Source organism: Streptomyces sp. NPDC058663 (genome assembly GCF_042716745.1).
Taxonomy (GTDB): domain Bacteria; phylum Actinomycetota; class Actinomycetes; order Streptomycetales; family Streptomycetaceae; genus Streptomyces.
In genome coordinates this window covers 119,730-144,714 of record NZ_JBHXRV010000018.1, presented here as the reverse complement: position 1 = coordinate 144,714, position 24,985 = coordinate 119,730, and the positions used below count along the sequence as shown (strand labels likewise).

The 24,985-nt window shown below is 69.9% G+C and carries 20 protein-coding genes and 2 tRNA genes; 17 read left to right on the top strand and 5 right to left on the bottom strand.

The window, feature by feature from the left end; genetic code table 11:
* The first annotated feature begins 321 nt into the window (after positions 1-321).
* On the top strand, positions 322-1,131 hold the full coding sequence (locus ACFWVV_RS15835) for an Fpg/Nei family DNA glycosylase (RefSeq protein WP_384341861.1): 810 nt from the start codon (positions 322-324) through the stop codon (positions 1,129-1,131).
* 46 nt (positions 1,132-1,177) lie between these two features.
* On the opposite strand, the gene ACFWVV_RS15830 is transcribed toward ACFWVV_RS15835, so the two are convergent.
* The gene (locus ACFWVV_RS15830) at positions 1,178-2,425 is read right to left on the bottom strand and encodes a GNAT family N-acetyltransferase (protein ID WP_384341859.1); all 1,248 of its coding nucleotides are present in this window, start codon (positions 2,423-2,425) and stop codon (positions 1,178-1,180) included.
* A gap of 106 nt (positions 2,426-2,531) precedes the next feature.
* Here ACFWVV_RS15830 and ACFWVV_RS15825 point away from each other — a divergent pair, with 106 nt between their 5' ends.
* Positions 2,532-3,677, top strand: a complete 1,146-nt coding sequence (locus ACFWVV_RS15825; RefSeq protein ID WP_384341857.1) for a PP2C family protein-serine/threonine phosphatase — start codon at positions 2,532-2,534, stop codon at positions 3,675-3,677.
* On the opposite strand, the gene ACFWVV_RS15820 is transcribed toward ACFWVV_RS15825, so the two are convergent.
* On the bottom strand, positions 3,637-4,935 hold the full coding sequence (locus tag ACFWVV_RS15820; RefSeq protein WP_384341855.1) for an acyltransferase family protein: 1,299 nt from the start codon (positions 4,933-4,935) through the stop codon (positions 3,637-3,639). The two genes, ACFWVV_RS15825 and ACFWVV_RS15820, sit on opposite strands and share 41 nt — an antisense overlap.
* Before the next feature lie 227 nt (positions 4,936-5,162).
* On the opposite strand from ACFWVV_RS15820, the gene ACFWVV_RS15815 reads away from it, so the two are divergent.
* A complete protein-coding gene (locus ACFWVV_RS15815; protein ID WP_384341853.1) occupies positions 5,163-5,357 on the top strand; it encodes a hypothetical protein in 195 nt (64 codons plus the stop codon).
* A 66-nt stretch (positions 5,358-5,423) separates the two neighbouring features.
* Here the strand turns inward: ACFWVV_RS15815 and ACFWVV_RS15810 are convergent.
* Positions 5,424-5,494 (bottom strand) — tRNA-Gly (locus tag ACFWVV_RS15810).
* A gap of 144 nt (positions 5,495-5,638) precedes the next feature.
* Here ACFWVV_RS15810 and ACFWVV_RS15805 point away from each other — a divergent pair.
* The 5 genes from ACFWVV_RS15805 (at position 5,639) to clpX (ending at position 10,554) form a co-directional block, all read left to right on the top strand.
* Positions 5,639-5,715 (top strand) — tRNA-Pro (locus tag ACFWVV_RS15805).
* A 275-nt stretch (positions 5,716-5,990) separates the two neighbouring features.
* Complete coding sequence (gene tig / locus ACFWVV_RS15800; RefSeq protein WP_384341851.1) at positions 5,991-7,391, top strand: trigger factor; 1,401 nt, start codon at positions 5,991-5,993, stop codon at positions 7,389-7,391.
* Between the two features lie 353 nt (positions 7,392-7,744).
* A complete protein-coding gene (locus ACFWVV_RS15795; protein WP_384341849.1) occupies positions 7,745-8,362 on the top strand; it encodes an ATP-dependent Clp protease proteolytic subunit in 618 nt (205 codons plus the stop codon).
* Between the two features lie 64 nt (positions 8,363-8,426).
* Positions 8,427-9,092, top strand: coding sequence for an ATP-dependent Clp protease proteolytic subunit (locus ACFWVV_RS15790; protein ID WP_384341847.1), 666 nt, complete (start codon positions 8,427-8,429; stop codon positions 9,090-9,092).
* 169 nt (positions 9,093-9,261) lie between these two features.
* Positions 9,262-10,554 carry an ATP-dependent Clp protease ATP-binding subunit ClpX gene (gene clpX, locus ACFWVV_RS15785; protein ID WP_384341846.1) on the top strand — a complete coding sequence of 431 codons (1,293 nt, stop codon included), beginning with the start codon at positions 9,262-9,264 and terminating at the stop codon, positions 10,552-10,554.
* A 75-nt stretch (positions 10,555-10,629) separates the two neighbouring features.
* Here the strand turns inward: clpX and ACFWVV_RS15780 are convergent, their stop codons facing one another.
* A complete protein-coding gene (locus ACFWVV_RS15780) occupies positions 10,630-11,634 on the bottom strand; it encodes a hypothetical protein (protein WP_384341844.1) in 1,005 nt (334 codons plus the stop codon).
* A gap of 150 nt (positions 11,635-11,784) precedes the next feature.
* Here ACFWVV_RS15780 and ACFWVV_RS15775 point away from each other — a divergent pair, with 150 nt between their 5' ends.
* Together ACFWVV_RS15775 and ACFWVV_RS15770 are read left to right on the top strand one after the other, a co-directional pair.
* Positions 11,785-14,409 carry a valine--tRNA ligase gene (locus ACFWVV_RS15775; protein WP_384341842.1) on the top strand — a complete coding sequence of 875 codons (2,625 nt, stop codon included), beginning with the start codon at positions 11,785-11,787 and terminating at the stop codon, positions 14,407-14,409.
* A gap of 141 nt (positions 14,410-14,550) precedes the next feature.
* On the top strand, positions 14,551-15,705 hold the full coding sequence (locus tag ACFWVV_RS15770) for a sensor histidine kinase (RefSeq protein ID WP_384342191.1): 1,155 nt from the start codon (positions 14,551-14,553) through the stop codon (positions 15,703-15,705).
* Positions 15,706-15,810: 105 nt separating this feature from the next.
* Here the strand turns inward: ACFWVV_RS15770 and ACFWVV_RS15765 are convergent, their stop codons facing one another.
* The gene (locus tag ACFWVV_RS15765) at positions 15,811-16,872 is read right to left on the bottom strand and encodes a rod shape-determining protein (protein WP_384341840.1); all 1,062 of its coding nucleotides are present in this window, start codon (positions 16,870-16,872) and stop codon (positions 15,811-15,813) included.
* A gap of 130 nt (positions 16,873-17,002) precedes the next feature.
* Here ACFWVV_RS15765 and ACFWVV_RS15760 point away from each other — a divergent pair, with 130 nt between their 5' ends.
* The 7 genes from ACFWVV_RS15760 to mrdA all read left to right on the top strand — a co-directional run bounded on the left by ACFWVV_RS15760 (position 17,003) and on the right by mrdA (position 24,984).
* Positions 17,003-18,532 carry a bifunctional folylpolyglutamate synthase/dihydrofolate synthase gene (locus tag ACFWVV_RS15760; RefSeq protein WP_384341838.1) on the top strand — a complete coding sequence of 510 codons (1,530 nt, stop codon included), beginning with the start codon at positions 17,003-17,005 and terminating at the stop codon, positions 18,530-18,532.
* A gap of 7 nt (positions 18,533-18,539) precedes the next feature.
* A complete protein-coding gene (locus ACFWVV_RS15755) occupies positions 18,540-18,884 on the top strand; it encodes a DUF4233 domain-containing protein (RefSeq protein ID WP_384341836.1) in 345 nt (114 codons plus the stop codon).
* 216 nt (positions 18,885-19,100) lie between these two features.
* Entirely contained in the window at positions 19,101-19,514 is a 414-nt protein-coding gene (gene ndk, locus ACFWVV_RS15750) for a nucleoside-diphosphate kinase (protein ID WP_384341834.1), read from the top strand.
* Between the two features lie 353 nt (positions 19,515-19,867).
* On the top strand, positions 19,868-20,887 hold the full coding sequence (locus ACFWVV_RS15745) for a rod shape-determining protein (protein WP_362410885.1): 1,020 nt from the start codon (positions 19,868-19,870) through the stop codon (positions 20,885-20,887).
* A gap of 103 nt (positions 20,888-20,990) precedes the next feature.
* Positions 20,991-22,031, top strand: a complete 1,041-nt coding sequence (mreC, locus tag ACFWVV_RS15740) for a rod shape-determining protein MreC (protein ID WP_384341832.1) — start codon at positions 20,991-20,993, stop codon at positions 22,029-22,031.
* A 12-nt stretch (positions 22,032-22,043) separates the two neighbouring features.
* A complete protein-coding gene (mreD, locus tag ACFWVV_RS15735; RefSeq protein WP_384341830.1) occupies positions 22,044-22,709 on the top strand; it encodes a rod shape-determining protein MreD in 666 nt (221 codons plus the stop codon).
* A 43-nt stretch (positions 22,710-22,752) separates the two neighbouring features.
* Positions 22,753-24,984 carry a penicillin-binding protein 2 gene (gene mrdA, locus ACFWVV_RS15730; RefSeq protein WP_384341828.1) on the top strand — a complete coding sequence of 744 codons (2,232 nt, stop codon included), beginning with the start codon at positions 22,753-22,755 and terminating at the stop codon, positions 24,982-24,984.
* The last annotated feature ends 1 nt before the right edge of the window (position 24,985 follow it).

The window sequence follows — 24,985 nt, the reverse complement described above, 5'->3', positions numbered from 1 at the left end:
GACCCCCCCACACCCCCCGCACACCCCTTAACCACCCCGGCCCCCACCCCCCCCCATCCCCCCCCCCAGCCCCCTTGGGCGGCGGGGCCGCCCTGATTACCCCCGTTCCCTTGGGCGGCGGGGCCGCCCCCACACTCCTCCTCCCGCCCCCTTGGGCGGCGGGGCCGCCCCCCGGGGGGCGGAACGGGCGGGCAAGGGGGCGGCCCCCCCCCGGCGGAGCCGAACCCTCCGCGCTGCCCCACCCCGGCCCGCCACAACGGCCCCCGCCCCGGAGCGGACCACCGGGGCGGGGGCCACTCCCATTCCCCCAGGAGCCCCACCGTGCCCGAAGGCCACACCATCCACCGCCTCGCGGAGGACCACCTGGCCCGATTCGCCGGCACGGCCCCCCACCCCACCAGCCCCCAGGGCCGCTTCGCCGCCTCCGCCGCCCTCCTGACCGGCAAGGTCATGGAAACCGCCGAGGCCCACGGCAAACACCTCTTCCTCGGCTTCGAGGGCGGCACCTGGATCCACATCCACCTCGGCCTCTTCGGCAAGTACGCCCTGGGCGACGCCCCCGCCCCGCCGCCCACCGACACCGTCCGCCTGCGGCTGCGCAACAGCACCTCGTACGCCGACCTCCGCGGCCCCACCACCTGCGCCCTCGTCACGGACGCCGAGAAACAGGCGATCCACGACCGGCTCGGCCCCGACCCGCTGCGCGCCGACGCGGACCCCGACCGTGCCGGACGCCGCATCAGGGCCTCCCGTACGACGATCGCCGCCCTCCTGATGGACCAGAAGGTCGTCGCCGGAGTCGGCAACGTCTACCGCGCCGAAGTCCTCTTCCGGCACGGCATCGACCCGTACACCCCCGGCAAGGCCCTCACGGCCGCCCAGTGGCAGGCGCTCTGGGACGACCTCGTCGTCCTGATGCGCGAGGGCGTACGCCTCAACCGCATCGACACCGTCCGCCCCGAGCACACCCCCGAGGCGATGGGCCGCCCGCCGCGCGTCGACGACCACGGCGGCGAGGTGTACGTCTACCGCCGGGCCACCCAGCCCTGCCACCTCTGCGGCAGCGAGATCCGCACCGCCGATCTCGCCGCCCGCAACCTCTTCTGGTGCCCCACCTGCCAGCGGCCCTGACCGGTGGGCCGGAGCCCGCCACACCGGCCGCCGGAGCCCTCCCGCGCTAGAACCCGTGCGCCAGCCACGGCGCCACGTCCGAGCCGAACGCCACCGCCGCCTCCGCCAGAGCCCCCTCGCGCAGCTCCCGCACCCGCCCCGCCGAGGCCAGCGCGGACAGGGACACCCCGCCGAGATACGCGGCCCCCAACTCCCGTACCGACAGCGCGAGATCCGCCGGCTCCGCGGTCCGCACGCACACCGCGCCCTTGGCGTCAGCGGTCAGCCGCCACCGCCCCTCGTTCCACGGGCAGAACCCGTCCCGCACCTCGAACACCACATCCACCGGCGCCCGGTAGGTCCGCGCCTCCAGCGCGGCCCCCACGTCCACCAGCCGTACGTACAGCGAGTCGCGCAGCCGCACCGCGCAGCGCCGGGGGTCGGACACCAGATGCAGCAGGGCGTCGTCGACGGGCCGGCTCCGGACCACCAGCTTCGAGGTGAGATCGAGGTCGAACAGGAAGCGCCACAGCGCCGCGTGCGCCTGCGGGGCGAGCGGACCGGCCGCCTCCAGATCCGCGAGCAGCACCACCCCCTCCGGCCCCGCCGCGCTCCGCTCCGGCTTCACCCGGAACCGCGCGAAGCCCAGCGCACGGCCTTCGGCGTCCTCGGCCAGCACGCACTGAAGGGCGGAGGCCCCCTCCCGTTCCTTCTCCGGGTCCAGCAGCGGCAGCCGCTCCCAGCCGGGCTGCCGCGCCGTCATACCGGGCCGCCGCGCGACCGCCCGCGCGTAAATCTCCTCGCACGTCCGGTGGACGGCCCCGTCGTCGGTACGCACGTACCGAAGTCGTATGCCGTCGGTACCTTCCGGCACGGCGAGACGCACCCGCGCCGTATCGATCTCGGCCCGCATCTCGAAGGACGCGGCGCCGTACCCGAACCGGCCGTAGATCACCGGCTCCGAGGCCGTGAGCACCGCCAGCGCCTCACCCCGCGCCCGCACGTCGTCCAGCTGCCGGCGCATCATCGACGTCAGGATCCCGCGCCGCCGGTGGGTGGCCGCCACGCCGACCATCGTGACCCCGGCCACCGGCAGCGACGCCCCGCCCGGCACCGTCATCCGGAAGCCGAAGGCGCCCGCGGTGCCCACACAACAGCCGCCCTCCCAGACGCCCAGCGACCGGTCGTACTCGGTCAATTCCCGCCACAGCGACCGCTCCTCCGGCGCCTCGTCGACGCCGCCGAACGCCCGCTCCAAAGTCGCGTACCAGGTGTCCCACTCGCCCTCGGCCAGCACCCGCATTTCCGTCGTCATATGCCATGCCTACCAGTGGCCCGTCATGACAAGCCACTCATTTCGAACAGGATGTCCCAGGGGTCCCCCTGCGGAGCAGCCGCGCGGGTCGGTAGTGTCCTGGCCAATGGGCCACGCGGTGGGAGTCGACTCGTTCACGGCCCGGATGCGCAAGCGGGCGCACCGGGTCCGCGGCGGGCTGCGCCGATCCGGGGTCGACTACTTCCGCGGCGACGGCTCGGACTGGCTCGCCTTCGCCTTCCTCCTGCTGAGCGTTCCGGCGATCGCCCTCGGAACGGTCCTGCTGCCGGTGTGGTGCGCGCCGGCCATGCTGGTCCTGCCCATCGTCGCGGGCGGCCTGCTGCTCCGCCCGGCCAGCCTGCTCGGCCTGTACGCGGCGGCGGCGACCGCCCTGATCGTCGAGTCCGTCGTCCTCGGCCCGTACACCCGGGGCCCCGCCGGCGTCACCCCCGGCACGGTCCTGACCGTGGCGGCGTGCGGCTTCTTCGGCCTGGTCGTCGCCCAGTTCCGGGCCAGGGTCGGCGTGCCGTGGCGGCGCGGCGGCACGATGCTCTTCGACCTGCGCGAACGCATCCGCGTGCAGAGCGCGCTGCCCTCCCTGCCCAAGGGCTGGCACAGCGAGATGGCGCTGCGCCCGGCGGGCGGCCAGTCCTTCTCCGGCGACTTCGTGGTGGCGGCCAGGACCGGTGACGGCGGCCGCGTCCTGGAGGTCGTCCTCACCGACGTCTCCGGCAAGGGCATGGACGCGGGCTCCCGTGCGCTGCTCCTCTCCGGCGCCTTCGGCGGCCTGCTCGGCTCGCTCCCGCCGCACCACTTCCTCCCGGCCGCCAACGGCTACCTGCTGCGCCAGAACTGGGACGAGGGCTTCGCCACCTCCATCCACCTCGTGCTCGACCTGGAGACCGGCGAGTACGAACTCCTCTCCGCCGGCCACCTCCCCGCCCTCCAGCTGCACGCGGGCAGCGGCCGCTGGGAGGAGAAGTCCGGCGAGGGCCCCCTCCTCGGCGTCTACGACGGCGCCGAATTCGACCCGGCCAAGGGCGTCCTGGCGCCCGGCGACGTCCTGATGCTCTTCACGGACGGCCTCGTGGAGGCCCCGGGCCGCGACCTCAGCGAAGGCGTGGACCGTCTGACGGGCGAGGCGGACCGCTACGTGGCGTCGGGCTTCGAGGGTGCGGCGTGGCACCTGATCGAGGCGGTCGCCAAGGACGTCAACGACGACAGGGCGCTCCTGCTGCTCTGCCGGGGCTGACGCCTTCCGCGTCCCGCGCGCCCTCTGCGTCCCGCGCACCTTCCGCGTCCCGTGCGCCCTCCGCCCCCTGCCGTACCGGCGCCCCCGCACCGGAACCGGCACCCGCGGCCGCGCCCGACGCCGGCCCGGATCCACCACCGGCCCCCGGCGTCTGCCGGAACAGCCACCTCAGGTCCGGCTCCGCCACCCACTTGAGCGCCCGCCGCACCGGCGGCGAGCACAACACCGTCACCACGGCCACCGCCGCCACCGTGACCACGATCCGGCCCACCGGGGTGGCCAGGTGGAATCGCTCCACCCACCCCTCGTATCCGGCCAACTTGATCACGAAGCCGTGCAGCAGATATCCGCCGATCGTGCCCGCGCCCAGTGCCGTGAACCACATCCGCCGCCGCGGCACCCACGCCAGGAAGCACGCCGTGAGCACCAGGGCCGCACCGAACATGGCGAACGTCATCAACACCCCGACCCACCACGGCTGATCCATGTCCTGCGCGGCGTGACTGCGGTACACCCAGTCCAGCTGGACCTTGGGCGTCACCCAGTACAGGAACGCCAGCGAGAGGGCGAACAGCGGAATCGCCGCCCGGCGCACCGACCACCGCTGCACCAGCCGGAAGTGCTCGGGGCGCAGCCGCAGCCCCAGCACGAAGAACGGCAGGAACTGCAGCACCCGCTGCGCCGACCAGGACGCCCCGATGTCCGGGGTCCCCGCCGCGGCCGCCGCGATCAGCAGCGAGATCTGCAGAGGCCATCTGATCGCCAGGAACAGCGGAGTCAGCAGCCGCCACAGGAACAGCGCCATCAGGAACCACATCAGGAACCACGGCGACACCAGCCGTACCAGGGCGTGCCCGTCCTCCATCACGGCGAAGAAGACCGCGTACGCCGTCTGGAAGACCACGTACGGCACTGCCACGCTCGAGACGAGCCGCATCAGCTTGTGCGGACGCATGTCGAAGTTCCGCGAGAAATAGCCGGAGATGAGCACGAAGGCCGGCATGTGGAACACGTACACCAGCATGTACAGCGCCTCGGTCGCCCGGCTTCCCGAGAGCACCAGCGGCCAGGTGTGCCCGACCGCCACCAGCACGATCGCCAGGTACTTCGCGTTGTCGAAGTACGCGTCGCGCCCCGCCGCTTGGGGCGCGGGGGACTTGCGCGGGGATCTCGCCGGCCGCAGCGGCCGCAGGGCGGGCACCACCTCCTTGAGTGGAGGGAGGGGGGTGCTCTGGTGCTCACGGGGATCCTGAAGCATTTGAGGCACCCTAGTGGCGTGGTCCAGTTCCGTCACCCAAGGAATGGTTTCCTTTTCCGCGCCGTACCACGTGAGACCCGTGTGACCAGTGATGTGATCCAGCCATCAACTGTCCGTCACCCGGCAGCCAGCCGAAGGGTGTTGGTGGCACGATGGTCCGGCGGGGGAAGCACTGGGCCGTGTATCCCCGGGCCGGCAAGGCGGACCGACCAAGGGTGTGATCAGTTGTGGCCATTTCACTGTCAGTGGTGCTGTTGTTGGCAGTCGTCCTCTTCGTGCTGATACGAGGCAAGAGTCTCAAGGCGGGACCGGCGCTCGTCGCCGTGCTCTTCGGCTTCTTCCTCGCCTCCACCGGCATGGCCGACGACATCCAGCGCTTCCTCAACTCCATAGCCAGCTCGCTCAACAACATCAAGTTCTGAGGCCCGGTGCGCATGAAAAAGGCCCCCGGTCCGGCGAGCGAACTCGACCGGGCCGGAGGCCACAAGAGCGGGCGACGGGAATCGAACCCGCGTAGCTAGTTTGGAAGACTAGGGCTCTACCATTGAGCTACGCCCGCACACGTACCCCGCGGGCGCCGGAGCGACCGGGGTACGGACAGCACTGTAGCGGGTGCGGGCGCCCCGGCGCACACCCGTTCCGCCCCGGCGGCAAATGCGGCCGACGCGGTGCCCGCGGGCATGTACCCTTCGTGTCGCACCGACGGGGTGTGGCGCAGCTTGGTAGCGCGTCCGCTTTGGGAGCGGAAGGTCGTCGGTTCGAATCCGGCCACCCCGACCAGCAGGTCCCCCAGCAGTTCCCCCATGCAGTTCCCCCATGCAGTTCCGGGCACGTCCCCGGCAGGCCTCCCGGCAGGTGAGTCCCCCGGGGCTGCCGTCCGGCCGGGTCGACAAGATCGCGCAGGTCCGCCCGAAGATCGCATTGTGGGAGGACGTCCGCTTGCCGTTACTATGCAAGCTGCGTGCCCGTGTGTCTGATACCGGGCCCGATCAGCAGGACCGCCCACTGAGCGGTTCGGCAGAACCCCAGAAGTCAGCCACCAAGGAGACCGAACCGTGAAGAGCGCCGTGGAGACCCTGAACCCGACCCGGGTTCGGCTCAGCATTGAGGTGCCCTTCGAGGAGCTCAAGGACAGCCTCGACGCGGCGTACAAGAAGATCAACCAGCAGGTCACGGTGAAGGGCTTCCGCAAGGGCAAGATCCCGAACCGAGTCATCGACCAGCGGTTCGGCCGTGGCGCTGTGCTGGAGGAGGCCGTCAACGACGCCCTCCCGAAGTTCTACACCGAGGCCGTCAACGAGGGTGAGCTGAACCCGCTGGGTCAGCCCGAGGTCGACATCACGGAGCTGAAGGACGGCGAACTGCTGGCCTTCACCGCCGAGGTCGACATCCGCCCGTCGATCGAGATCCCGGACTACTCCGGCATCGAGGTCGAGGTCGACGCCGTCACCGTCTCCGACGAGGACGTCGCGAAGGCTGTCGAGGACCTGCGTGGTCGCTTCGCCTCCACCAACCCGGTGGAGCGCGCCGCCGAAGACGGCGACGTCGTCACGATCGACCTCGAGGCCAAGGTCGACGGCGAGGTCCTGGAGGACGGCGTGGCCGAGGGTGTCTCGTACACCATCGGCTCCGGCGAGCTCCTCGAAGGCATCGACGAGGCCGTCAAGGGCCTGGAGGCCGGTGGCGAGGCCACCTTCACCTCCCAGCTCAAGGGCGGCTCCGCCGAGGGCAAGGACGCGGAGGTCTCCGTCAAGGTGACCGCCGTCGCCGCCCGCGAACTCCCCGAGCTGGACGACGACTTCGCCCAGATGGCGTCGGAGTTCGACACCCTGGAGGAGCTGCGCGCCGACAGCCGCAAGCGCCTCGAGAACATGAAGAGCTACGACCAGGCCACCCAGGCCCAGGAGCGCGTGCTCGACAAGCTCATCGAGCTCGTCGAGGTCCCGATCCCCGAGAAGCTCCTCGAGGACGAGGTCAAGACCCGCAAGCACAACCTGGAGCACCACCAGCTCGGGCAGATGGGCATCGACCTTCCGAAGTACCTGGAGATCCAGGGCAAGACCGAGGAAGAGTTCGACAAGGAGACCGCCGACCAGGCGATCAAGGGCATCAAGACCCAGTTCATCCTCGACGAGCTGGTCAACAAGGAGAAGCTGAACGTGAACCAGGAGGAGCTCACCGAGCACCTCATGCGTCGCGCGCAGTCCTCCGGCATGTCCCCCGACCAGTTCGCCCAGGCCGTCGTCGAAGGCGGCCAGGTGCCGATGCTCGTCGGCGAGGTCGCCCGCGGCAAGGCGCTCGCCGTCGTCGTCGAGGCCGCCACGGTCAAGGACACCAACGGTGAGCTCGTCGAGCTCGACGACGACGAGGACGAGGTCTCCGCGGAGACCCCGGCCGACGCCGCCGCCGAGGGCGACGACACCGCGAAGGACGCCGCGGAGACCGAGGCCAAGTAAGGCCCCGCCCCTCCCGCAAGCAGTCACGACGACGGGCCCGGACGCACTCGCTGCGTCCGGGCCCGCCGTCGTACCCGCCGCCTCCACGCACCGCACCGCCTCCCTCACGCGCGCGTGGCGCGCCTGCGACGCACCCTTCCCCGGCACCCCTCCCGCGCGCGTGCGCACCGGCCGCCCCGTGCGTACACCTGAGCCCACCACCTTGCGCTCCGAGCGAACAGTTCGGGAAGCGGGATGGCGTTGTCCTACCTGCGCGTTAGGGTCCATGAGTAGGCGGGTTGGGTGGGATACCCGACTCCCCGTACAAAGACGCTGAGACGGCCGGAGCCGTCAGAGACGAGCAGGTGGAATACGTGACGAATCTGATGCCCTACGCCGCCGGCGAGCCGTCCCTCGGTGGAGGCCTCGGCGACCAGGTCTACAGCCGACTTCTGGGCGAGCGCATCATCTTCCTCGGCCAGCAGGTCGACGACGACATCGCGAACAAGATCACGGCGCAGCTGCTCCTCCTGGCCGCCGAGCCGGAGAAGGACATCTACCTCTACATCAACAGCCCCGGCGGCTCGGTGACGGCCGGCATGGCGGTCTACGACACCATGCAGTACATCCCGAACGACGTGGTCACCATCGGCATGGGAATGGCGGCCTCCATGGGCCAGTTCCTGCTGACCGGCGGCGCCCGGGGCAAGCGCTTCGCTCTCCCGAACACCGACATCCTGATGCACCAGGGCTCCGCCGGCATCGGCGGTACGGCCTCGGACATCAAGATCCAGGCCGAGTACCTGCTGCGCACCAAGAAGCGCATGGCGGAGATCACCGCCAAGCACTCCGGCCAGACCGTCGAGACGATCATCCGCGACGGCGACCGGGACCGCTGGTACACGGCGGAGGAAGCCAAGGCATACGGCCTCATCGACGAGATCATCTCCGCTGCTTCGGGTGTTCCGGGCGGCGGCGGCACCGGGGCCTGAGACCCCGCCTGCCACTGCTCCGCCACCCAGCCCCAAGAACGCCACCAGGACGGTGAACACCCACATGAGCAACTACTCCGCCCCTGCCAACGGCCTCTACACCGGCCCGCAGGTGGACAACCGCTACATCGTGCCGCGCTTCGTCGAGCGCACCTCGCAGGGCGTGCGCGAGTACGACCCGTACGCGAAGCTCTTCGAGGAGCGCGTGATCTTCCTCGGTGTGCAGATCGACGACGCGTCCGCCAACGACGTCATGGCGCAGCTGCTGTGCCTGGAGTCGATGGACCCCGACCGCGACATCTCGATCTACATCAACTCGCCCGGTGGCTCCTTCACGGCGCTCACCGCGATCTACGACACGATGCAGTTCGTGAAGCCGGACATCCAGACGGTGTGCATGGGCCAGGCGGCCTCCGCCGCCGCCGTCCTGCTCGCCGCCGGTACGCCCGGCAAGCGCATGGCGCTTCCCAACGCCCGCGTGCTGATCCACCAGCCGTCCTCGCAGACCGGCCGCGAGCAGCTCTCCGACCTGGAGATCGCGGCCAACGAGATCCTGCGCATGCGGACCCAGCTGGAGGACCTGCTCGCGAAGCACTCCACCACGCCGATCGAGAAGATCCGCGACGACATTGAGCGCGACAAGATCCTCACGGCCGACGACGCCCTGGCGTACGGCCTGGTCGACCAGATCGTTTCGACCCGCAAGACCACGGCAGCGGCTGCGGCCTGAGCCTCTCGTACGTGAAACAAAGGGCCCTGCCCTACCCCTCGGCACGGCGCACGTCCTCGTGAACCGTGCCGAGGGGGGCCCGAACGGGGGGTCGGGCAAGGTACCGTCGAAGTTTGAGGCACCAGGAGTCGCTGCACCCGGCGGCTCCCAGGCGAAGGGGATTCACCTCGTGGCACGCATCGGTGACGGCGGAGACCTGCTCAAGTGCTCGTTCTGCGGAAAGAGCCAGAAGCAGGTGAAGAAGCTCATCGCAGGTCCCGGTGTGTACATCTGCGACGAGTGCATCGACCTCTGCAACGAGATCATCGAGGAGGAGCTCGCCGAGACCAGCGAGGTCCGCTGGGAGGAGCTCCCCAAGCCTCGTGAGATCTACGAGTTCCTCGAGGGGTACGTCGTCGGGCAGGAGCCCGCGAAGAAGGCCCTCTCGGTGGCGGTCTACAACCACTACAAGCGTGTCCAGGCCGGTGAGAACGGCGCCGGCCGCGAGGACGCGATCGAGCTCGCCAAGTCCAACATCCTGCTGCTCGGCCCGACCGGCTCCGGCAAGACGCTGCTCGCGCAGACCCTCGCCCGGATGCTGAACGTGCCCTTCGCCATCGCGGACGCCACCGCCCTCACCGAGGCCGGATACGTCGGCGAGGACGTCGAGAACATCCTCCTGAAGCTGATCCAGGCGGCCGACTACGACGTCAAGAAGGCCGAGACCGGCATCATCTACATCGACGAGATCGACAAGGTCGCCCGCAAGAGCGAGAACCCGTCGATCACCCGCGATGTGAGCGGCGAAGGCGTCCAGCAGGCCCTGCTGAAGATCCTGGAGGGCACCACCGCCTCCGTACCTCCGCAGGGCGGGCGCAAGCACCCGCACCAGGAGTTCATCCAGATCGACACGACGAACGTGCTGTTCATCGTGGGCGGTGCCTTCTCGGGACTGGAGAAGATCATCGAGTCGCGGGCCGGCGCCAAGGGCATCGGCTTCGGCGCGACGATCCGCTCCAAGCGCGAGATCCAGGCCAGCGACCAGTTCTCGGAGATCATGCCGGAGGACCTGGTGAAGTTCGGGATGATCCCGGAGTTCATCGGCCGCCTCCCGGTCATCACCTCCGTCCACAACCTGGACCGCGAAGCCCTCCTGAAGATCCTCGTCGAGCCGCGCAACGCACTGGTGAAGCAGTACCAGAAGCTCTTCGAACTCGACGGCGTGGAGCTCGACTTCGACCTCCCGGCCCTGGAGGCCATCGCCGACCAGGCGATCCTGCGCGGCACGGGCGCGCGCGGTCTGCGCGCCATCATGGAGGAGGTCCTCCAGTCGGTGATGTACGAGGTCCCGTCCCGCAAGGACGTGGCCCGCGTCGTCATCACGGAGGAAGTCGTCCACTCCCACGTCAACCCGACCCTGGTGCCGCGCGAGCCGCGGATCATCGGCAAGGGTGACGGCGGGCGGCACGAGAAGTCCGCGTAGCGGTTCTTCCGGTACGTACGAACAGGGCCCGCCCGGTGCACACCGGGCGGGCCCTGTTCGTTGCCGGTGACGCGGTCACTTCTTGACGCGGACCTCGCTGCGGAGCTTGGCGAGCTGTTCGGCGGAGTCGTCCCTGGCCAGCGACACCTGTGCCACCGAGCTCGAACCCATGGCGATCGTGCTGTGGTCCGCCCAGGCACAGACGGTGCCCTCCTGGGGCTGACCCAGGGCGTTCTGCCCCTTGACGGCCTGGCACTTCATGACGGCGTTGTCGAGGCTGGAGGGGCTGACCGACACGGGGCTGCCGAGGAACTCCGAGGTGCCCTTCTTGCCCTTCGCCCTGGCGGCCTCGTTCGACGCCTTCAACTGGGCGAAGAAGGAGTCGAGCGACTTCTCCGGGTCCTCGATCGTGCCCCAGGCACCCATGAGCACCTGCGACTTGGCCTTCTTCATCTTCTCCAGCGACGACGGATCACTGGGGTTGAGCTCGGCCTTGTTCAGGGTCGTGTAGATCCCGCTCACCATCTTGAAGTCCTTGACCCCGGCGGCGGTGAACATCTTCTGGCCCTCCGGGTCCTTCTCGTCGGTGGACTCCTTGCCCGTGCGCTTGAACTCGCCGCCCAGCACCGTCTCCGGCGTCGTCAGCTTGTGCGGCCCGTCGTCCGAGACGCCCCCCGCGAGGAAGTAGTACGCGCCCCCGCCCGCGGCCGCCACCAGCACCACCGCGAGGCCCACGATCAGGCCGGTCTTCTTCTTTTTCGGGCTCTCGCCGCCGCCCGGGTACGGCTGCTGGCCGTAGGGGCCCTGCGGGGGCTGCTGGCCGTACTGCGGCTGCTGGCCGTACGGGTTGGGCTGCTGGGGCTGGCCGTACGGCTGCTGGGGCTGCTGCGGCGGGTAACCGTAACCCTGCGGCGGCGGCGCCTGCTGGGGGTACCCGTAACCAGGCTGGCCCTGCGGCTGCTGCTGGCCGTACGGACCGGGTTGGCCGTACGGACCGCTCTGGCCGCCGCCGTACGGGTTCGGCTGCTGCGGCTGCTGCGGCTGCTGGCCGCCGTACGGGCCCGGCTGCTGGTAGCTCATGTAACGGGGTTCCCCTCCAGATGCTTATGCGTCGCGAACATCCTCACCGACGGGTACGGCCGGCGGTCTGCCGGGGGCCGCACTGTTACCAAAGAACCGCGTTTTGAAACGCGATTCTTTGTGGTGCCCGCGCGCCCGTAAACTGGCCCGGTGACCGAGAACTCTCAGACTCCGCAGCCCGCAGCCACCGACGCATTGCCGACGACCTACACGCCGGCCGCCGTAGAGGGGCCGCTGTACGAGCGCTGGGTAGAACGCGGTTACTTCGCCGCCGACGCGAAGAGCGACAAGCCCGCGTACACCGTCGTCATTCCGCCGCCGAACGTCACGGGGTCCCTCCACCTGGGCCACGCCTTCGAGCACACGCTGATCGACGCCCTCACCCGCCGCAAGCGCATGCAGGGCTTCGAGACGCTGTGGCAGCCCGGCATGGACCACGCGGGCATCGCCACCCAGAACGTCGTCGAGCGCGAGCTCGCCAAGGACGGCAAGTCCCGCCACGACCTGGGCCGTGAGGCGTTCGTCGAGCGCGTCTGGCAGTGGAAGGAAGAGTCCGGCGGCCAGATCTCCGGCCAGATGCGCCGCCTCGGCGACGGCGTCGCCTGGGACCGCGAGCGCTTCACCATGGACGAGGGCCTCTCCACCGCCGTCCAGACCATCTTCAAGAAGATGTACGACGACGGCCTGATCTACCGCGCCGAGCGCATCATCAACTGGTGCCCGCGCTGTCTGACGGCCATCTCCGACATCGAGGTCGACTACCAGGACGACGACGGCGAGCTCGTCTCCATGAAGTACGGCGACGGTGAGGACACCATCGTCGTCGCCACCACCCGCGCCGAGACGATGCTCGGCGACACCGCCGTCGCCGTCCACCCCGACGACGAGCGCTACGCCCGCCTCATCGGCAAGCAGATCAAGCTGCCGCTCACCAACCGCACCATCCCGGTCGTCGCGGACACGCACGTCGACCCGGAGTTCGGCACGGGCGCCGTCAAGGTGACCCCCGCGCACGACCCGAACGACTTCGCCATCGGCCAGCGCCACGACCTGGAGACCATCCAGGTCCTCGACGAGCGCGGCATCATCATCACGCCCGGCCCCTTCCAGGGCCTGGACCGCTTCGAGGCCCGTTCCGCGATCGTCGCCGCCCTGCGCGCGGACGGCCGGATCGTTGCCGAGAAGCGCCCGTACGTCCACTCCGTCGGCCACTGCTCCCGCTGCAAGACGACGCTGGAGCCGCGGCTGTCGATGCAGTGGTGGGTCAAGGTCGAGACGCTCGCCAAGGCCGCCGGCGACGCCGTCCGCAACGGCCGCGTCAACATCCACCCCGCCGAGCTGACCCCGCGCTACTTCGACTGGGTCGACAACCTCAACGACTGGTGCATTTCGCGCCAGCTGTGGTGGGGCCACCGCATCCCGGTCTGGCACGGCCCGAACGGCGAGATGGTCTGCGTCGGCCCGGACGACGAGGCGCCCACCGGTGAGGGCTGGCACCAGGACACCGACGTCCTCGACACCTGGTTCTCCTCGGGTCTGTGGCCGTTCTCCACCATGGGATGGCCGGAGCAGACGGAGTCGCTGGAGAAGTTCTATCCGAACTCCGTCCTGGTCACCGGCTACGACCTGATGTTCTTCTGGGTCGCCCGGATGATGATGTTCGGGCTGTACGCCATGGGCGACGTCCCGTTCCGCACCATCGCCTTCCACGGCATGGTCCGCGACGAGAGCGGCAAGAAGATGTCGAAGTCCAAGGGCAACGTCGTCAACCCGCTGGACTGGATGGACAAGTACGGCTCCGACGCCGTCCGCTTCACCCTGGCCCGCGGCGCCAACCCGGGTGTCGACGTGCCCATCGGCGAGGACTGGGTCCAGGGCTCGCGCAACTTCGCCAACAAGATCTGGAACGCCACCCGCTTCGCGCTGATGAACGGCGCGACCGTCGAGGGCGAGCTGCCGGCCCCCGAGCAGATGACGGCCACCGACCGCTGGATCCTGTCCCGGCTGAACACGGTCGTCGCGCAGGTCGACGCCCTCTACGACGACTACCAGTTCGCCAAGCTGTCCGACGCCCTCTTCCACTTCGCGTGGGACGAGGTCTTCGACTGGTACGTCGAGCTGTCCAAGACGACGTTCTTCGCGGAGGGCGAGCAGGCGAAGGTCTCCGCCCGCGTCCTGGGCGAGGTCCTCGACGTCACACTGCGCCTGCTGCACCCGGTCGTGCCGTTCGTCACGGAGACGCTCTGGACGACCCTCACGGGCGGTGAGTCCCTGGTCGTCGCCGACTGGCCCACCGACGCGGGGTTCCGCGACACCGCCGCCGAGCAGGAGATCGAGCTCGTCCAGCAGGTCGTCACCGAGGTCCGCAGGTTCCGCTCAGACCAGGGGCTGCAGCCGGGCCAGAAGGTCCCGGCCCGGCTCGACCTGACCGGCACCGCGCTCGCCCCGCACGAGGCGGCCATCCGCCAGCTGCTGCGTCTGCAGAGCGCCGAGGACGGCTTCCAGGCGACGGCCTCGCTGCCGGTCGCCGGTGCCAGGGTCGAACTGGACCTGTCCGGCACGATCGACGTCGAGGCCGAGCGCAAGCGCCTCACCAAGGACCTGGAGGCCGCCAGGAAGGAGGTCGTCCAGGCCAACGCCAAGCTCGGCAACGAGGCCTTCCTCGCGAAGGCGCCCGACAACGTCGTGGACAAGATCCGCGGCCGGCTGGCCAAGGCGGAGGCCGACATCACGCGGATCTCCGCGCAGATCGAGGCACTGCCCCCGGCCTCCTAGGCACGCACGGCACCTGGAGGGCCCCGCACCGGACGCACCGGAGCGGGGCCCTCGTCGCACCGCCCGGGAAGTGCCGCACCTCACTCCCAAAGGGACGTAAGTCCGCCGAACCGGGGCGAAGGACCCGGCACTATGGAACGTATGCACGACAAGCCCACCGCCTCGCCGGTACCCCGGGCCTGGGCGGCGGGCCGGCGCTGGCTGGAGGGCCGCACGGTCCACCGGCACACCCTGGACCTGCTCGTCCCGCTCATCTGCTTCGCCCTGATGCTGCTCGACGTGCCGGGCGTCGCCGAGTCGGACAACTCGCTCAACCGCCTGACCGCCACCGCCGTGCTCGGGGCCGGTGCCGCCTCGCTGCTGCTGCGCCGCAGGTTCCCCTGGATCCCGTACCTCGTCGCGCTCGGCCTGCTCGGCTGGCTGCACGAACTCACCCTCATGCAGTTCGCGCTGTACAAGATCGGCCGCTACCGGGGACGGGCCGCCGCGACCGCGGCGACGCTGGGCTACGTGGGCTTCGCGTGCGCGCTCTACCTGCACCGGAGCTGGCCCGAGAAACAGGCCGACACCTTCGTCGAGTTCCTGAGCCTCATCGTGCCCATCGGGGTCCTCGCCGCCGGCGTGGGCGTCGCCGCGAACCGGCAGGACCTCGTACGCGAACTGGAGGTCCACAGGGGACGCACGGCGGCCCTCCAGGCGGTGCAGCAGGAGCGGGCATCCGTCGCCAGGGACGTGCACGACTTCGTGGGCCGGGAACTGACCCTGCTCGCGGTACGGGCCGAAGTGCTCGCGGTACGCGCGCGTGGCCAGGCCCACCAGAAGGACTTCGACGAACTCTCCGAAACCGCGCGCAAGGCACACCGCATCCTCAACGAGATCATCGTGCAGCGCGCCCGGGAGGGGGACGCGACCCCCGGCATCGACGCGCTCGCCGAGCTGGCGGCCGAGGGGGAGCTGGCCGGCAGCCCGGTGGCGCTCGACATCGACGGACGGGCCGCCGCCCTGTCACCGCTGCGGCAGGCGGCCGTCCACCGGGTGGTCCAGGAGTGCCTCACCAACGCCGTCAAGCACGCACCGGGCGAGCCCGTACAGGTGCGGATCGCGCTCGACGGCAGCCACCTGCGCATCGAGGTGACCAACCGCCTCGCCAGCTCGGTGCCCGGCAAAGAGCCCGTGTCCGCGGGAACCGGCACGTTCTCGATGGGGGAGCGGGTGCTGTCCATGGGCGGAACCCTGGAGGCAGGGCACCACGACGGCGAGTACCGGGTGACCGCGGTACTTCCCGCCGGGGTCTGACCGCCGCCTTCCGGAGCGGCGGGGCACCACGACGGTGCGTACCGGGTGACCGCGCTCCCGGGGCCCAGGAGTCCGCGCCCCCGGAGCCCAGGAGTCCGCGCCCGCTCAGCTCGCCGCGAGCAGTTTCTGCAGGTTGTCGAAGTCCTCCACGCATTTGCCGGAACCCAGCGCCACACAGTCCAGCGGATTGTCCGCCACATGGACCGGAATGCCGGTCGCCGCCGAGATCCGCAGATCGAGCCCCGGCAGCAGCGCGCCGCCCCCGGTCAGCACGATGCCGTGCTCCATCACGTCGCCGGACAGCTCGGGAGGGCACTCCTCCAGCGTGGCGCGCACCGCCGCGATGATCGCTTCGACGGGCTCGTCGAGGGCCGAGCGCACCTCGTCCACCGACAGCGCGAGCGTCATCGGCAGCCCGCCGACCTTCTGCCGCCCGCGGATCGTGAAGGTGGCCTCCTCCAGCTCCGGCCGGGCGGGCACCGGCCACGCCGTACCGATCGCGACCTTGATGTCCTCGGCCGTCCGCTCGCCGATGAGCAGCTGGTGCTCCTTGCGCACGTAATCGGTGATCGCGGCGTCCATCCGGTCGCCGCCCACCCGCAGCGACTGGGCGGTCACGATCCCGCCCAGCGAGATCACCGCCACCTCCGTCGTACCGCCGCCGATGTCCACCACCATCGAACCGCGGGCGGAGGACACCGGCAGACCGGCGCCGATCGCGGCCGCCATGGGCTCTTCGATGAGGTGCACGGCCCGCGCGCCGGCCCGGTTGGCGGCGTGCACGATGGCCCGCCGCTCCACGGGCGTCACCCCGCTCGGGACGCACACGACCATGCGGGTGCGCGGACGGCGGCCCCGGACGGCCTTGCGGACGAAGTGCCGGATCATCTCCTCGGCCGCCTCGTAGTCGCTGATCACTCCGTCCCGCAGGGGGCGGATCGCGGTGATCGAGCCGGGGGTGCGGCCGATCGTCTCCTTGGCCTCGGTGCCGACGGCCAGCGCCGTCGTCGAACCTGCCTTCACCGCCACCACGGAGGGCTCGTTGAGAACGATGCCTTGCCCCCGCATGTACACCAGGGTGTTCGCCGTTCCCAGGTCGATGCCTATGTCCCGGCTCTCGCGGCCACCACGCGCGCGTACCGCGGGCTGCGTCGTCTCTTCGCTCACTCGATATCCTCCCCAATCGTGATCTACCAGGGTCACACACTCGTTCGGTATGGAACGGATAAAAGGGTGCCGCGGCCCTCCGGCGAAGGCGCTGTCCGCCGTTGTCGTACCCCCTCCGTAGACTGGCGGGGTGAGTGACCTCCCCCCGAACGACGACCACGCCGACGACCACGCCTCCGAGGGCGATGCCTTCGAGGAGATCGTCGAGGCCGAGACCCGGCGCGACCCCGACCTCGCCGTCATCGAGGCGGGCAGCCGCACCCTGCGCACCCGGGGCGGCGCCCCGGTCGGCGACGACGTGCCCGCCCGCCCCCAGGACCCGGAGGTGGACAGGGCGCTGCGCGCGGTCGAGACCGAGCTCGCGGGCCGCTGGGGCGAGACCAAACTCGAACCCTCGGTGACCCGGATCGCCGCCCTGATGGACGTCCTGGGCGAGCCGCAGAAGGCATACCCCTCGATCCACCTCACCGGCACCAACGGCAAGACCAGCACCGCCCGCATGATCGAGGCCCTCTTCGGCGCCTTCGAGCTGCGCACCGGCCGCTACACCAGCCCGCACGTGCAGTCGATCACCGAGCGGATCAGCCTGGACGGCGTGCCGATCAGCGCCGAGCGCTTCGTGGAGACGTACGAGGACATCAAGCCGTACGTCGAGATGGTCGACGCCTCGCAGGAGTACCGGCTCTCCTTCTTCGAGGTCATGACCGGTATGGCGTACGCGGCCTTCGCCGACGCACCCGTGGACGTGGCGGTCGTCGAGGTCGGCATGGGCGGCACCTGGGACGCCACCAACGTCATCGACGCGGCCGTCGCCGTCGTCACCCCGATCTCCCTGGACCACACCGACCGCCTGGGCAGCACGCCCGGCGAGATCGCGGGCGAGAAGTCCGGGATCGTCAAGCAGGGCGCGACGGTCGTGCTCGCCCAGCAGCCGGTCGACGCGGCGCAGGTCATGCTGAAGAAGGCCGTCTCGGTGGACGCGACGGTAGCCCGCGAGGGCATGGAGTTCGGCGTGGTCGCCCGCGAGGTCGCGGTCGGCGGCCAGCTGGTCACCCTGCGCGGACTCGGCGGCGAGTACGAGGAGATCTTCCTCCCGCTGCACGGCGCCCACCAGGCGCACAACGCGGCGGTGGCGCTCGCGGCCGTCGAGGCCTTCTTCGGCATCGGTGCCGAGCAGGCACGGACGCTGGACATCGACACCATCCGCAAGGCGTTCGCCTCGGTGACCTCGCCCGGCCGCCTGGAGGTCGTCCGGCGCAGCCCCACCGTGGTGCTGGACGCCGCGCACAACCCGGCGGGTGCGCGGGCGGCGGCCGAGGCGGTCGGCGAGGCGTTCGGCTTCAGCCGGCTGATCGGCGTCGTGGCGACGAGCTCAGACAAGGACGTCCGCGGCGTACTCGAGGCCTTCGAGCCGATCTTCGCGGAGATCGTGGTGACGAAGAATTCGACGCCGCGCTCGATGGACGTGGACGAACTGGCCGCACTGGCCGTCGAGGTCTTCGGCGACGAGCGCGTCCAGGTCGAACCGCGGCTCGACGACGCCATCGAGGAGGCCATCACGCTGGCCGAGGAGGACGGCGAGTTCTCGGGCGGCGGCGTGCTGGTCACCGGATCCGTGATCACGGTCGGCGAGGCCCGGCTGCTGCTCGGAAGGGGCTGAGGACGCCGTGCGCACTCTGTGTGCCTCCACGCTGATCGGTGAGTTCTTCGTGATCGGCTTCGCCGGTCTGGTCGCGATGAAGTCCGAGGACCTGTCGATGGGCACCGTGTGGACGGTGTGCGGCATCGCGATGCTGCTGTCCGTGCTGCTGTGCGGGATGATCACGCGGCCCGGCGGGCTCCAGCTGGGCTGGGCCCTGCAGGCGGGGCTGATTGTCAGCGGCTTCTGGGTCCCGGTGATGTTCTTCCTGGGCGCGGTCTTCGGGGGACTGTGGTGGGCGTCGATCCACTACGGCCGCAAGATCGACGAGGCGAAGGCCAGGTGGGCGGCGCAGGCGGAGGCGGAAGCGTAGGCAGCCTGGTGGAAACGCGGGCGGCCGGGCGGAAACGCAGGTGGCCGGGCGGAGGCACGGGCGGTGCGGGTGGACGTGGGGGAGATGGGGGAGCGGCGCCGTCGGCGGCCCCGCCGCTCCGCCGGGCCCCGGGCCTGACGCTGCGTGACAGTGCACCCGTTCGGCCCTGTAATCTGCGGGACACCGCTTCCGTACCGCACCCAAGGAGCCCGCACCGTGACCCAGCGCACCCTCGTCCTGCTCAAGCCCGACACCGTACGCCGCGGCCTGATCGGCGAGGTCATCTCGCGTATCGAGCGCAAGGCCGGCTGGACGATCAGCGCGCTGGAGCTGCGCGGCCTCGACCAGGAGACCCTGGAAGCGCACTACGGCGAGCACAAGGGCAAGCCCTTCTACGAGCCGCTCGTCGGCTTCATGTCCTCCGGTCCGATCGTCGCGCTGGTCGTCGAGGGCGAGCGGGTCATCGAGGGCGTACGCCAGCTGGCCGGCCCCACCGACCCGATCGCCGCGGCACCCGGGTCCATCCGCGGTGACTTCGGCACCATCGTCCGCGAGAACCTGATCCACGCCTCGGACTCCGAGGAGTCGGCGGAGCGGGAGCTGAAGCTGTTCTTCCCCGGGCTCGTCTGACGCGGAAGACAACCGGACCGCGGACACGCCCGCCGACACCTTTCTGACGCAGTGCCAGCCAAACAGCGTCCTCGCCCTGGGGCGACCGAAGTAATTCGGTCGCCCTTCGGTATATGCGTCACACCGGAGGGAACGCATCCCTCCGACACAGCGTCACCATTACTGAGGCGGGTGGACCATCCGCCCGACAATGGCGAAGGACCCTCGCGCGGTAACCGCACATGCGGCACTACGATGGCAGTCACCGCGCCCGCAGCATTCAGCGCACCACCCACTTCGCCTGCCGATCAAAGCCATCACACGCTCCACTCGGGAAGGCCCGACGCATCCTCATGGGGAAGAAGAGGGAACCAATGTCGTTCATCGGCCGTGATATGGCTGTCGACCTCGGGACCGCCAACACGCTGGTGTACGTCAGGGGCAAGGGCATCGTGCTCAACGAACCCTCCGTCGTCGCCATCAACACCAACACCGGCGGCATCCTCGCCGTCGGCTCCGAGGCAAAGAAGATGATCGGCCGTACGCCGGGCAACATCGTTGCCGTACGGCCCCTGAAGGACGGCGTGATCGCCGACTTCGAGATCACCGAGCGCATGCTCCGCTACTTCATCCTGAAGATCCACAAGCGGCGCTACCTGGCCCGCCCGCGGGTCGTCGTGTGCGTGCCCTCCGGCATCACAGGGGTCGAGCGCCGCGCCGTGATCGAGGCGTCCACGCAGGCCGGTGCCCGACAGGTGCACATCATCGAGGAGCCCATGGCCGCGGCCATCGGTTCCGGCCTGCCCGTCCACGAGGCCACCGGCAACATGGTCGTGGACATCGGCGGCGGCACCACCGAGGTCGCCGTCATCTCGCTCGGAGGAATCGTCACAGCACAGTCGATCCGGGTCGCCGGCGACGAGCTGGACAACGCGATCATCCAGCACATCAAGAAGGAGTACAGCCTCCTCCTCGGTGAGCGGACCGCCGAGCAGATCAAGATCACCATCGGTTCGGCGTTCGACCTGGACAAGGACGAGCACACCGAGATCCGCGGCCGCGACCTCGTCTCCGGCCTGCCGAAGACCGTCGTGATCTCCGCGGCCGAGGTCCGCAAGGCCATCGAGGAACCGGTCAACGCGATCGTCGACGCCGTGAAGACCACACTCGACAAGTGCCCGCCGGAGCTGTCCGGCGACGTCATGGACCGCGGCATCGTCCTCACCGGCGGCGGCGCGCTGCTGCGCGGACTGGACGAGCGGCTGCGCCGGGAGACCGGCATGCCGATCCACATCGCCGAGGACCCGCTGGACTCCGTCGCGCTCGGAGCCGGCAAGTGCGTGGAGGAGTTCGAGGCGCTCCAGCAGGTGCTGGACGCCCAGCCGCGCAGATAGCACGTGCAGAGAAATCCGCCGTACGGGACTGCCGTCCCGTGCGGCGGATCGTTGATATACACGCACAGAGATTTCTCCGACGAGGAAGGCACGGCCGCCGCACGTGAGGGACACACGAGAGAGCCGGCTGCTCCTGGTGCTGCTGGTCGCCGTAGCGTTCGCGCTGATCACGGTCGACATCCGCGGCGGCGAGGACTCGCCGGTCGACGGTGCCCGCCAGGCCGCCGCCACGGTCTTCGGACCCGTGGAGAAGGGCGTCGCCACCGCGGTCGACCCGATCGGCAACGCGATCGGCGCCGTCCGCAATTCCGGCGAGACCCACGACGCGGTCAAGGCGCTGGAGCGGGAGAACCAGGAGCTCAGGCAGCGACTGGGCAGTGACGACCGCAACCGGAGCCGGGTGCGTGAGCTGGACGGCATGCTGAAGAAGGCCGGCGCCGGACAGTACGGCATCAAGGGCGCCGAAGTCATCGCCATAGGAGCGGCCCAGGGCTTCTCCTGGACCGTCACCATCGACGCCGGCAGCAATGACGGCATCCAGCGCGACATGACCGTCCTCAACGCGGACGGTCTCGTCGGACGGGTCACCACGGTCGGCCCCAACACCGCGACCGTGCTGCTCGCCAACGACCCCGACTTCACGGTCGGCACCCGGATGGAGAAGACCAACGAGCTCGGCTTCGCCACCGGCCAGGGCGACCGCCCGCTCAGCGTCCAGTTCCTCAACGGCAAGGCCAAGGTCAAGCCCGGCGACCGCCTGGTGACCTTCGGTTCGCGCGCCGCCAAGCCCTTCGTTCCCGGAGTGCCGGTCGGCGAGGTCGTACGCGTCGACCCGTCCGGCGGCAACCTGACCCGGACCGTGTACGTCCGCCCCTACGTCGGCTTCACCCGGCTGGACATCGTCGGCGTCGTCGTCCAGGCCCCGCGCACCGACCCGCGCGACACCGTCCTGCCGAACAAGCCGCAGCCCGCCCCGACGGTCACCGTCACCGTCACCCCGAAACCGCCGAACGACAACGGCCAGAACAACGGCCAGGTCAACGGGCAGAACAACGGCCAGAACAACAACAACGCGGCCAACAACGGCAATGGCAACGCAAATACCGACGGCGCGGCCGACAACGGCACCCCCGACGGCCAGTAGGAGCTGAACCTGATGCGCTTCAACCGGATTCTGCTCTCCGCCACCCTGGTGGTCGTCGCCCTGGTCATCCAGGTCACCGTCCTCGCCAGACTCCAGCTCCCCGGCGCCGTACCGGACCTCACCCTCCTCGTCGTCCTCGGCCTGGCCTTCGTCTACGGCCATGTCAGCGGCGCCCTCATCGGCTTCGGCGCGGGGCTGCTCGCCGACCTCGCCCCGCCCGCCGACCACGCCGCCGGCCGCTACGCCCTCGTGCTGTGCGTCATCGGCTACCTCGCGGGCCTCGCCAAACCCGAGAACGGTCGCCTGCGCTCCGCCACCGCGCCGATGCTCGTCGTGGTGGCCGCCGCCGTCGGCTCGACCCTGCTGTACGCGGGCGTCGGCTCGCTCGTCGGGGACACCGCCGCACGCCACGTCGGCCTCGGCGGACTGCTGTTCACCGCCGCCCTGTACGACCTGCTCCTCGCACCGTTCGTCGTCCCCGGCATCATGGCGCTCGCCCGCCGCGCCGAGAACGACCCGCTGTCCGATTCCTCGTCCTCCGGCGCCGACGTCTCCTCCGGCTGGCTCTCCTCCGGCACGGGCCTGAGCATCGGCCAGCAGAAGGGCGGCCTCCGACTGCGTGCCGCCCGCAACCGCGCCTCGCGCGCCGGACGCATCAAGGGAGTGAAGCGCCTGTGACGCCCCGCCCCGCCCCCGCCCCCGCCGCCTGTGGGGGAGCGCGATGAGCAACATCCCCGAGACCGGAAGAACTCCCCGCGTCCAGATCCGGCTCATCGTCATCCAGGTGCTGGTCTTCTCCCTCCTGCTCACCCTCGGCGGACGCCTCTGGTACCTCCAGATCCGCAACGGCGAGGAGTACATCAACGAGGCGAAGAACAACCACGTCCAGCAGGTCGTCCAGCCGGCCGTCCGCGGCTCCATCCTCGACGCCCGCGGCGTACCGCTCGCCGACAACGAGACCAAGCTCGTCGTCTCCGCGTCGCGCACCGAACTCATGAAGATGAAGGACGACGGCAAGGCGGTCCTCGCCCAGCTCGCCGACGTCCTCGGCATGAAACCCAAGGACGTCGCCGACAAGGTCAGGCTCTGCGACGCGAAGACCCCGCAGCCCTGCTGGAACGGCTCCCCGTACCAGCCGATCCCGGTGACCAGCAAGGCCACCACCCAGCAGGCCCTGCAGATCCGCGAGCGCGCCGAGGACTTCCCCGGCATCACCGCCGAGCCCACCGCCGTACGCCGCTACGCGGCCCCCGGCAAGGCCAACACGGCCCAGGTCCTCGGCTACCTCTCGCCCGTCACCGACCAGGAGATCGAGAAGGCCAAGGACACCTCCTCGCCCTACCTGCGCTCCGACCAGGTGGGCCGCTCAGGACTGGAGCGCACCTACGACAAGTACCTGCGCGGCAACGCCGGCGTCACCCGCTACGAGGTCGACAACCTCGGCCGCGTCATCGGCCTCGCCAAGGCCGACAAGGCCAAGCCCGGATCCAACGTCGTCACCAGCATCGACGCGCGCGTGCAGGCCGTCGCCGAGTACGAACTCCTCGACGCGATGAAGGAAGCCCGCAAGGCCTTCGACAAGAACACCAACACCAACTACAAGGCCGACGCCGGCGCCGTCGTCGTCCTGGAATCCAGGACCGGCCGGGTCGTCGCGATGGCGTCCAACCCGACGTACGACCCCAACGCCTGGGTCGGCGGCATCTCCGGCAAGGACTACGCCAGACTCACCGGCAAGGACTCCAACTTCCCGCTGCTCAACCGCGGAATCCAGGCCCAGGCCGCCCCCGGCTCCATCTTCAAGGTGATCCCGACGACCGCCGCGGTCAACGCCGGCTACGATTTCAACGGCAGCTACCCCTGCCCCAGCTCGTACTCCATCGGCGGCCAGACCTTCACCAACTACGAGTCCAAGGGCCACGGCAACATCAGCCTCGGCGGCGCACTCGAAGTCTCCTGCGACACGGTCTACTACGCACTCGCCCACCAGCAGTGGCAGCGCGACGGCGGCACCAAGCCGAAGAAGGACGCCAAGGACTGGTTCTACAAGACCGCCCACCAGTTCGGCCTCGGCAAGGAGACCGGCATCGACCTCCCCAACGAGGTCGCGGGACGGGTCCCCGACCGCCAGTGGAAGCAGCGCTTCTGGGCCGCCAACAAGGACTCCTGGTGCAAGCAGGGCAAGAAGAACGGCAGCTTCGTCGAGAAGATCGCCTTCGAGAACTGCATCGACGGCAACCAGATGCGCGCCGGTGACTCCGTCAACTACTCCATCGGCCAGGGCGACACCCTCGTCACCCCCATCCAGATGGCATCGGTCTACGCCGCGATCGCCAACGGCGGCACCATGTACGCCCCGTCCGTCGGCAAGGCCGTCGTCAGCGCCGACGGCAAGCACGTCGAAGAGCTCAAGCCCAGGGCCAACGGCAGGCTCCCGATGAACCAGGCCACCCACAAACTGATAGACGAAGCTCTCGCGGGAGTCGCCACCCGGGGCACCGCCGCCTGGAGGTTCCAGGGCTGGCCCCAGGACAAGATCCCGATGCACGCCAAGACGGGCACCGCCGAGGTCTACGGCAAGCAGACCACCTCGTGGTTCGCCACGTACACCAAGGACTACTCGATCGTCATGACCATCGCGCAGGGCGGCACCGGCTCGGGCGCCTCCGGACCCGCCGTGCGAAAGATCTACAACGCGCTGTACGGGCTGGACAAGGACGGCAAGTTCGACCCGAAGAAGGCCCTCCTGCCGCAGCCGCAGCAGGGACTGCCGAAGATCGAGGCGGACGGCTCCATCACCGCCCCCGAGATCAAGCCCTACGTCCCCGAGCCCAAGGACGCCGAGGGCGCCGACGCGCTCGCCGGACCGCCCGCGACCGGACCCGGCCGGGGCACCGCCCCCGGCCGCGGCGGCGGTACGGGAACGGGCACCAACCAGCCGCTGGGGGACTGAC

Bases quoted from the DNA above. Each gene is read 5' to 3' on its own strand.
- mreD (WP_384341830.1), top strand. From the start codon at position 22,044: ATGCGCTTCAACCGGATTCTGCTCTCCGCCACCCTGGTGGTCGTCGCC.
- ACFWVV_RS15830 (WP_384341859.1), bottom strand. From the start codon at position 2,425: ATGACGACGGAAATGCGGGTGCTGGCCGAGGGCGAGTGGGACACCTGG.
- mrdA (WP_384341828.1), top strand. From the start codon at position 22,753: ATGAGCAACATCCCCGAGACCGGAAGAACTCCCCGCGTCCAGATCCGG.
- ACFWVV_RS15780 (WP_384341844.1), bottom strand. From the start codon at position 11,634: ATGAGCTACCAGCAGCCGGGCCCGTACGGCGGCCAGCAGCCGCAGCAG.
- ACFWVV_RS15825 (WP_384341857.1), top strand. From the start codon at position 2,532: ATGGGCCACGCGGTGGGAGTCGACTCGTTCACGGCCCGGATGCGCAAG.
- ACFWVV_RS15770 (WP_384342191.1), top strand. From the start codon at position 14,551: ATGCACGACAAGCCCACCGCCTCGCCGGTACCCCGGGCCTGGGCGGCG.
- ACFWVV_RS15745 (WP_362410885.1), top strand. From the start codon at position 19,868: ATGTCGTTCATCGGCCGTGATATGGCTGTCGACCTCGGGACCGCCAAC.
- ACFWVV_RS15790 (WP_384341847.1), top strand. From the start codon at position 8,427: ATGAGCAACTACTCCGCCCCTGCCAACGGCCTCTACACCGGCCCGCAG.
- ACFWVV_RS15820 (WP_384341855.1), bottom strand. From the start codon at position 4,935: ATGCTTCAGGATCCCCGTGAGCACCAGAGCACCCCCCTCCCTCCACTC.